The organism is Methanospirillum sp., assembly GCF_028679455.1.
In the GTDB taxonomy this organism is placed as follows: domain Archaea; phylum Halobacteriota; class Methanomicrobia; order Methanomicrobiales; family Methanospirillaceae; genus Methanospirillum.
Genome location: NZ_JAJRBM010000424.1, coordinates 1 through 6,038, shown reverse-complemented (window position 1 = coordinate 6,038; position 6,038 = coordinate 1). Strand labels below are relative to the sequence as shown.

The window sequence follows — 6,038 nt, the reverse complement described above, 5'->3', positions numbered from 1 at the left end:
GGTGATCCCGGCTGTATCCATACTTTCCAAGCTGGGCCTCATTGCCATGAAGGACAAAGCTGGTCCAGTCCATGTTAATGTTGGTGTGCTCAAATTCGTACCTCAAAAATAGGACATCCTGGATGTCGGAGATAATTTCTTCCCGATGAACTCCAAGGATTTCAATGACACGGTAAAGTGTTCTTTCGCTGAAGGAAGAGAGCGAAAATTCGGCAAGTACTTCTGGACGGTTGATCCAGTCATGAGCCCTTTTTATGCTGAAGTTATCCGTCAATTTGTAACTGATGAGGGCTCGAAGCAGATTATTGATATCGATACCCCTTGTCTTGTGTTTCCCGAAAATATCGCAAAAATTCAGGACATTATATAACTTATCAACGAGAAAAATAGTGCCGATAGGAAAGGATATATTTTCATTCGGCTCAAATTCATTGGTTCTTAGTTTTGTTTGCATTTTGGTCAATTCAAACATCACTAAGAACACATTTATTTCTTGTTAGTGGCAAAGTTGGGTTACAACATCAAGAGGGAATTTTTTATAATTTAATGAGTATTGGCGTAAAGTGTTCCAATAATACCAATTAGATCGATCGATGTTATTTATCCAATCATTGTGAATATCATGTCGATATATTTCTCCAACAGGCTCAAGAATTATTACTTCTTCTTGATGAATTTGTTCATTGATTTGTATCCGATATTCTTCTGGAATGGCGGGATTATTTACCGCTTCTTCCCTTGAAAGTCCTCTATCAATCAGAATCCGAACAAGTGATAATGCATCATTATAGTCCACAGAAATTCCTCAATAAATTAATATAAACCTGATTTAAATGCCCTCGAAAATACTATCTCAATTATCGATAGTTCATCAGAATTAGCTGCATCTTTTAATTTTTTTTCAATTTCATCTACGGTCCATAGTTTTTTCCCTTGAATAGTATCACATTCAGTTAAATCACTATCTGAGGAAGAGTTTTTTGATCCTATTTGATGAACTCTTATTGAAGGATTTTGAGATGTTGGTTGAGAGGAAGGCTTAGTCGATGTAGTGACTGTCGAGTTACTTCCGAGAAAAGGATTCCCATTAGCTGAATTTGGATGACTCGTTCTATCATATCTGTCACGGGCGATTCGTACAACGTGCTCAATAATCTTACATAAATCACCCTGAATCTCATCTGGAACCTGAATTCGCATTTTTGCAACATTAATTTTAAAAGCATCATCTAGTGTGGGTGTAAAACTAATTGCTACTCGTGCTAATTTTGTATGTTCATCAACTGTTCTTAATTTTGACCAACCACCACTTTGAATAAGACGATTGCCGCGATAAAAATAAAGCCCCTGTTGTTGATTCCATTTTTTTGGACCACTTGCCCGCTCCCATGCATCACGACTTGAAAAATCCTCTTTTTGAGGGAGAACATATGGATCAACGAGTATTGAACTTTTAACCTCATTATACATGCAAGAAATGATATATTGTTGTAAAAATTGGGTGTTTTTTTCATTTTTTACAAAAGGATCCCATGGCTGGATAATATTTCCATTTAAATAAATATTGATTTTTGAAGTGGAATATTCACCCATCAAAAATCTATGAAAAACCATTGAAATATGGTTTTCAAGTTCTCTGCACATTGCAGCAATACGACGACGGGCATGGTCACCGGATGGGTTTTTATAGTCTAAAATACGGTCTAGTTTTTCCCATAAAACAACAGTTCCAGTGGTTCGTAATAATGGCTCATGTAAATTTCTATTTGTTTCATTCAATTCAACAGGAAGAATTCTCCATTTATTAATTGTTTGAATGTAATCCAAATCCCAACAAAATGCCTTTATTTCAGAATTATAGACGCCATTTCTACTTGCCACAGATAATTTCTTGCATTGGCTTAATGACGCAGTTTTTAACCCTAATCCAAATTTCCCCAGGTCTACATCACTATAGTCTGTTTCTGAACCAAATCTAAGAGCTTCCATAAGTTCAGATACATTCATCCCTTTACCATTATCTGCAACAGAAAACCATGAATTAACACCGTTAAATTGTAAATTGATACATATTTCTGTTGAACCAGCATCAATAGAATTATCAATTAAATCAGAAACAGCCGTTGAAAAATCATAACCCAAATCACGTAAGGAATTTATTAATCGCTTTGCTGATGGTATTAATTCATGATTATCTTCTTCTGTCATCCCCACTCAACTAATACCTTGATTCTACCCAATAATATTCACATTTATCGATATGGTTTTCAATCATTCTAATTGTATGAAAAATGAAGTGAATTATCAAGAAAAATAATTTTGAATTTCTTCATTTCTTCAAATTGTGAAAGAGATTTCATGCTCAAGAATCAGTACAACCTTGGATAAACCAAGACCACAAAAATAAGTGAGGATACGATCACCAGGTCCTGTAACGACCCGGCCGTACCTCAGTTGATTCCATCGGAATCAATCCGGGGAGGGCTTATGTCTAAACACTTTCTCTCCCTGGATATTCACCATTACATCCTGTATCGCAGACATGATCCCGGTCACGCGTTCATGCATTTCATACGGAACCGGATTCGGCGGCTGGTCGAGGGTGGCATACTGCATCTGTGCAGGTCTTCTCTCCCTGGATTACGAGCAGATTCATCTGGTGCAGACAGTCAATCCGGTGATCAATGACTGCCCTCTCTTCCGGGCAGGTCATTCGCAGACCGCTGGGCTCCCCGTAGAGGTCACAAAGATTGAAAATCATCCGCTTTCACTTCCTGATCCAATTATTCTAAAATGTGTCAGCCCTCATATTGAAAAACCTCCCGGATGGCGTAAAATCGTAATGCAATGTCATGCAAATGAAAAAAGATCATAGTTCTGCCGATTTTTTTATCCAGGCATTTTCCTGATATAACCCGGGTCGATCATCCTGACCTTCACGTTACCACGTATAACATTGTTAAACGGATTTCTATCAGGCTACGCATACAGGGAAGGAAAGATGGTGCGGATCACCTGAACATTCAACTCCAATATGAACCACATGCCGGGAATATATCGAGCATCTGGTTCAGCTTCCGGGATGCTCAAAAGATGCTCTCAGGCACCAACGGGTATTTTTGGAGACGAAAACAACAAAAATCTGCGGCGGGCCGTGCTTCGCTTTATATCTAATACCGAAAGAACAGGCTCAAGGAATAAGAACTTGAAGAGACCAACGTATGAACGATAGACTCACATACCTATCTGTCATGTGATCTTTGCTGAATTATCTGCACCGGCAAGACACCAGATATCCTGAGGTACCGGAGTAAACCAATGAGTACACTTTCTGATACTTCCTCCCTCATCCCGCCTCCAATCAGGGACACGGTTATTCATACCCTGTTACCTCATGGAGTTTCACAAATTCTTGTTTTTGGAAGTTATGCACCGGGAACCCTACCCCGGAGAGTGATCTCGATCTCATCGTTTCGTTTCATACCCGAAAAGACCTCTTTGACCTGGGAGGAATGAGGGAAGACCTGATAGATGCCCTGGGTATCCTGGTGGATCTGCTTAGCCAGGGAGCAATCAGTCCGTACCTGAAAGATAAGATAAAAGATGAGGCTGTGGTGATTTACTCTGAAGGATGAGAGTATGTACCCCCTCCATATCCGTGATGCATCCCGTAAAACCATTCACATTTTTTCAGGATACCTTATTACCTCTGTTCCTCTAATATACCTGCAGGCATGATTACCATCGATCAGGTTGAACCTGCTATTCGCAACCTGCCGGAAGACCTGCAGATGCAGGCTCTTCAGTATATTGAGAGCCTCTGCAGCAAGGGCCAAAATCCGGAGAGACGCTTTTCCTTTGACTGGATTGGGGAACTTGAAGACGAAGAGCCGACGCTTTCAACGGTGGATATTCAACATAAAATCCATACCCTGAAGGTTTAATGTATCTTCTCGACACGAACGTTTTCCTGGAACTTCTGTTGCACAGGGAACATGCAGAAGTTGTCATCAGGCTTCTTCAATCACGTACGCATTCCTTTTATATCAGTGACTTCTCCTTCCATTCAATAGGATTGCATCTGTTCAACAAAAATAAAAAAGAACTCTTCCTGCGGTTTGCAGAAGACATGTTCAGACCAGAGGGTATTCAGGTAATATCCCTGGATCCAAAGCACCTGTCATACCTGGTTACTGCTTCATCAACATACAGGCTTGACTTCGATGATGCATATCAATATGCAATCTCAAAAAGCAGGGAATTAATCCTTGTATCATATGACAGGGACTTTGATAAAACACCCGAAAAACGGATGATTCCGGAAGAAATCATCTGACAGATATTCGAATCAATACTTCACGTTTCGGAATGATGACCAGGAGTTTGGTACCGTCAGTGTCCTTATAGAGGGCTACATGACTCCCCTTACCCTGGAATGGAGCATCCAGATATCCAATTCGCTTGAATTTTTTAATGAGAGGATGTGAGGAGACCTGCGGTAATTTCACGCAGCCTCAACCTCGATAACAGAAGTAATTTTTTCTGACGAGGTAATAGAGGGAAGAACATCAGATAATAGCCCAAGAAGCTCGGCATTCTTCAGCCAGAGATCGATCGCTTCACGCAGATTTTCTAATGCTTCTTTCGGAGTATCACCACAGGATGAAAGTTCAATCTCCATGCATTTTGAAACATACACCCCGTCTTCTTCCCAAATCAGGGTTGTAAACTGGTATCTCTTCATCTGGCAGATCTCCTATATTATATACTCATATGCTCTTCTTCCCTGAATACCTCTCTCTCAATGTCCGGACAGGTAACCAGGAGACGTTCATCTCATCCGGAAGCATCCTTCCTGATACCCCGCTGCAGGTCAAATGTGGCTTCGGTCACGGGAAACGGAAAACCAGATCCGAATATCCGGCCATTCAGAGACCCCGATCAATCGTATATACTCCCTGCATTTATTCACACGCCCCCGCTCAGCGGCAGAGAACAACCGCGTTCCTGGCAGATTTCACCATAAAGAGCATCGTAAAATCAGCGGTCCGGAACCTTGAGAGGTCTCGATTGCTGATTCCCGGAGAGCACGTTCATCCAGGATGATAACCCCTGGGGATGCACCTTCTGACGAATCAGGTGGAGTCAGTCACCAGGGTGCCCTCGATCGAAAGAATCCTACGCAGCCTCCATCATCTCCGGGAACGCTGAGTGGCCGTGGGATTCCGGATTTGATCGACCATTACAGCCGTGAATATGGCTTTCTCCGCTCACCGGAAATGCAACCATCACCGGTGCAATGGGATCAGGAGTCCGGATGCTCAGGTCCGGTCTCCTGGTTCGTCTTATTCAGATCACCACCTCCTGAACGACACTTTTCTAGGCCGGGCCGAAAGGCCCGATTTAAAAAAAGAATCTAACGTATTCTAACCCTGTAATCACAGGGTATCTTCCAGCTCCGCTGCATCTTTCTCACGGCCCTGGAGGCGGTATGCTGCAGCGATGACCGGGATTATCTCATCCGGTGGTAGTGCCTGCTTTTTGAGAAGTTTCTCACAGATGCCAACTGCCCGCTTCGGTAATCCCGCTTTATTCATGTATGCTGCACTGAGAATCATCGCATTCTCTTCCGGGTAACCGACAGATACAGCCCGGTCAATCAGAGCCAGGCATCCCTTTATATCCTTATTCATCAGCCGCTCATACGCCCTGATAAGATAAACCCCGTCCTGGTTTTCTCCCTCCTCCATGAAAGAACGCAGGGAAACGAGATCATCCAGCCGGCCTGATTTCAGGGCCAGGTCAAAGATAATTTCGACATCCTCGAATAGTACATGGTTACGGACATATCCTGATACCAGCTCGAACGCCTCATCATACCGGCTTTCGGAAAGCAGGGATTCAAGTTCTTGGTCTTCTTCCCAGCCTTCATCATCCTCATCGCAGTCATACCGGTGACCGGGCCTGAACTTATGGAAATCAGGAAGTTTTCCCGGGACTATCCTCTCCGAGATATGCAGGTCCGGATTTTCCTCGAG

General features: G+C 42.5%; 11 protein-coding genes and 1 pseudogene. 6 read left to right on the top strand and 6 right to left on the bottom strand.

The window, feature by feature from the left end:
• From LUQ50_RS14760 to LUQ50_RS14750, 3 genes and pseudogenes are all read right to left on the bottom strand, one after another.
• Positions 1 to 472 (bottom strand): annotated as a pseudogene (locus LUQ50_RS14760) (IS1634 family transposase); the annotation flags it as partial.
• A gap of 24 nt (positions 473 to 496) precedes the next feature.
• Positions 497 to 796 carry a hypothetical protein gene (locus tag LUQ50_RS14755; protein ID WP_300040986.1) on the bottom strand — a complete coding sequence of 100 codons (300 nt, stop codon included), beginning with the start codon at positions 794 to 796 and terminating at the stop codon, positions 497 to 499.
• 17 nt (positions 797 to 813) lie between these two features.
• A complete protein-coding gene (locus LUQ50_RS14750) occupies positions 814 to 2,208 on the bottom strand; it encodes an ATP-binding protein (RefSeq protein ID WP_300040983.1) in 1,395 nt (464 codons plus the stop codon).
• 334 nt (positions 2,209 to 2,542) lie between these two features.
• On the opposite strand from LUQ50_RS14750, the gene LUQ50_RS14745 reads away from it, so the two are divergent.
• The 5 genes from LUQ50_RS14745 to LUQ50_RS14725 all read left to right on the top strand — a co-directional run bounded on the left by LUQ50_RS14745 (position 2,543) and on the right by LUQ50_RS14725 (position 4,336).
• Positions 2,543 to 2,875 carry a hypothetical protein gene (locus LUQ50_RS14745; RefSeq protein ID WP_300040981.1) on the top strand — a complete coding sequence of 111 codons (333 nt, stop codon included), beginning with the start codon at positions 2,543 to 2,545 and terminating at the stop codon, positions 2,873 to 2,875.
• 443 nt (positions 2,876 to 3,318) lie between these two features.
• A complete protein-coding gene (locus LUQ50_RS14740; protein ID WP_300040979.1) occupies positions 3,319 to 3,516 on the top strand; it encodes a hypothetical protein in 198 nt (65 codons plus the stop codon).
• Positions 3,468 to 3,635, top strand: a complete 168-nt coding sequence (locus tag LUQ50_RS14735) for a nucleotidyltransferase family protein (protein ID WP_367279024.1) — start codon at positions 3,468 to 3,470, stop codon at positions 3,633 to 3,635. Before LUQ50_RS14740 ends, LUQ50_RS14735 begins: the two co-directional genes overlap by 49 nt.
• 99 nt (positions 3,636 to 3,734) lie before the next feature.
• Entirely contained in the window at positions 3,735 to 3,944 is a 210-nt protein-coding gene (locus tag LUQ50_RS14730; protein WP_300040975.1) for a hypothetical protein, read from the top strand.
• Positions 3,944 to 4,336 (top strand): PIN domain-containing protein, encoded by a 393-nt coding sequence (locus LUQ50_RS14725; RefSeq protein WP_300040973.1) that lies wholly within the window; start codon positions 3,944 to 3,946, stop codon positions 4,334 to 4,336. Before LUQ50_RS14730 ends, LUQ50_RS14725 begins: the two co-directional genes overlap by 1 nt.
• Here the strand turns inward: LUQ50_RS14725 and LUQ50_RS14720 are convergent.
• Positions 4,329 to 4,508, bottom strand: coding sequence for a hypothetical protein (locus tag LUQ50_RS14720; RefSeq protein ID WP_300040971.1), 180 nt, complete (start codon positions 4,506 to 4,508; stop codon positions 4,329 to 4,331). The genes LUQ50_RS14725 and LUQ50_RS14720 overlap by 8 nt on opposite strands.
• Entirely contained in the window at positions 4,505 to 4,744 is a 240-nt protein-coding gene (locus tag LUQ50_RS14715; RefSeq protein WP_300040969.1) for a type II toxin-antitoxin system HicB family antitoxin, read from the bottom strand. Before LUQ50_RS14715 ends, LUQ50_RS14720 begins: the two co-directional genes overlap by 4 nt.
• Before the next feature lie 358 nt (positions 4,745 to 5,102).
• Between LUQ50_RS14715 and LUQ50_RS14710 the strand changes: the two genes are divergently transcribed.
• Complete coding sequence (locus LUQ50_RS14710; RefSeq protein WP_300040967.1) at positions 5,103 to 5,420, top strand: hypothetical protein; 318 nt, start codon at positions 5,103 to 5,105, stop codon at positions 5,418 to 5,420.
• Between the two features lie 18 nt (positions 5,421 to 5,438).
• Here the strand turns inward: LUQ50_RS14710 and LUQ50_RS14705 are convergent.
• On the bottom strand, positions 5,439 to 6,038 hold a 600-nt coding region (locus LUQ50_RS14705; RefSeq protein ID WP_300040965.1), incomplete at its 5' end, for a hypothetical protein.

Excerpts from the sequence above, each read along its gene's own strand:
- LUQ50_RS14730 (WP_300040975.1), top strand. The coding sequence starts at position 3,735 with ATGATTACCATCGATCAGGTTGAACCTGCTATTCGCAACCTGCCGGAA.
- LUQ50_RS14745 (WP_300040981.1), top strand. The coding sequence starts at position 2,543 with ATGATCCCGGTCACGCGTTCATGCATTTCATACGGAACCGGATTCGGC.
- LUQ50_RS14740 (WP_300040979.1), top strand. The coding sequence starts at position 3,319 with ATGAGTACACTTTCTGATACTTCCTCCCTCATCCCGCCTCCAATCAGG.
- LUQ50_RS14725 (WP_300040973.1), top strand. The coding sequence starts at position 3,944 with ATGTATCTTCTCGACACGAACGTTTTCCTGGAACTTCTGTTGCACAGG.
- LUQ50_RS14710 (WP_300040967.1), top strand. The coding sequence starts at position 5,103 with ATGATAACCCCTGGGGATGCACCTTCTGACGAATCAGGTGGAGTCAGT.
- LUQ50_RS14750 (WP_300040983.1), bottom strand. The coding sequence starts at position 2,208 with ATGACAGAAGAAGATAATCATGAATTAATACCATCAGCAAAGCGATTA.
- LUQ50_RS14715 (WP_300040969.1), bottom strand. The coding sequence starts at position 4,744 with ATGAAGAGATACCAGTTTACAACCCTGATTTGGGAAGAAGACGGGGTG.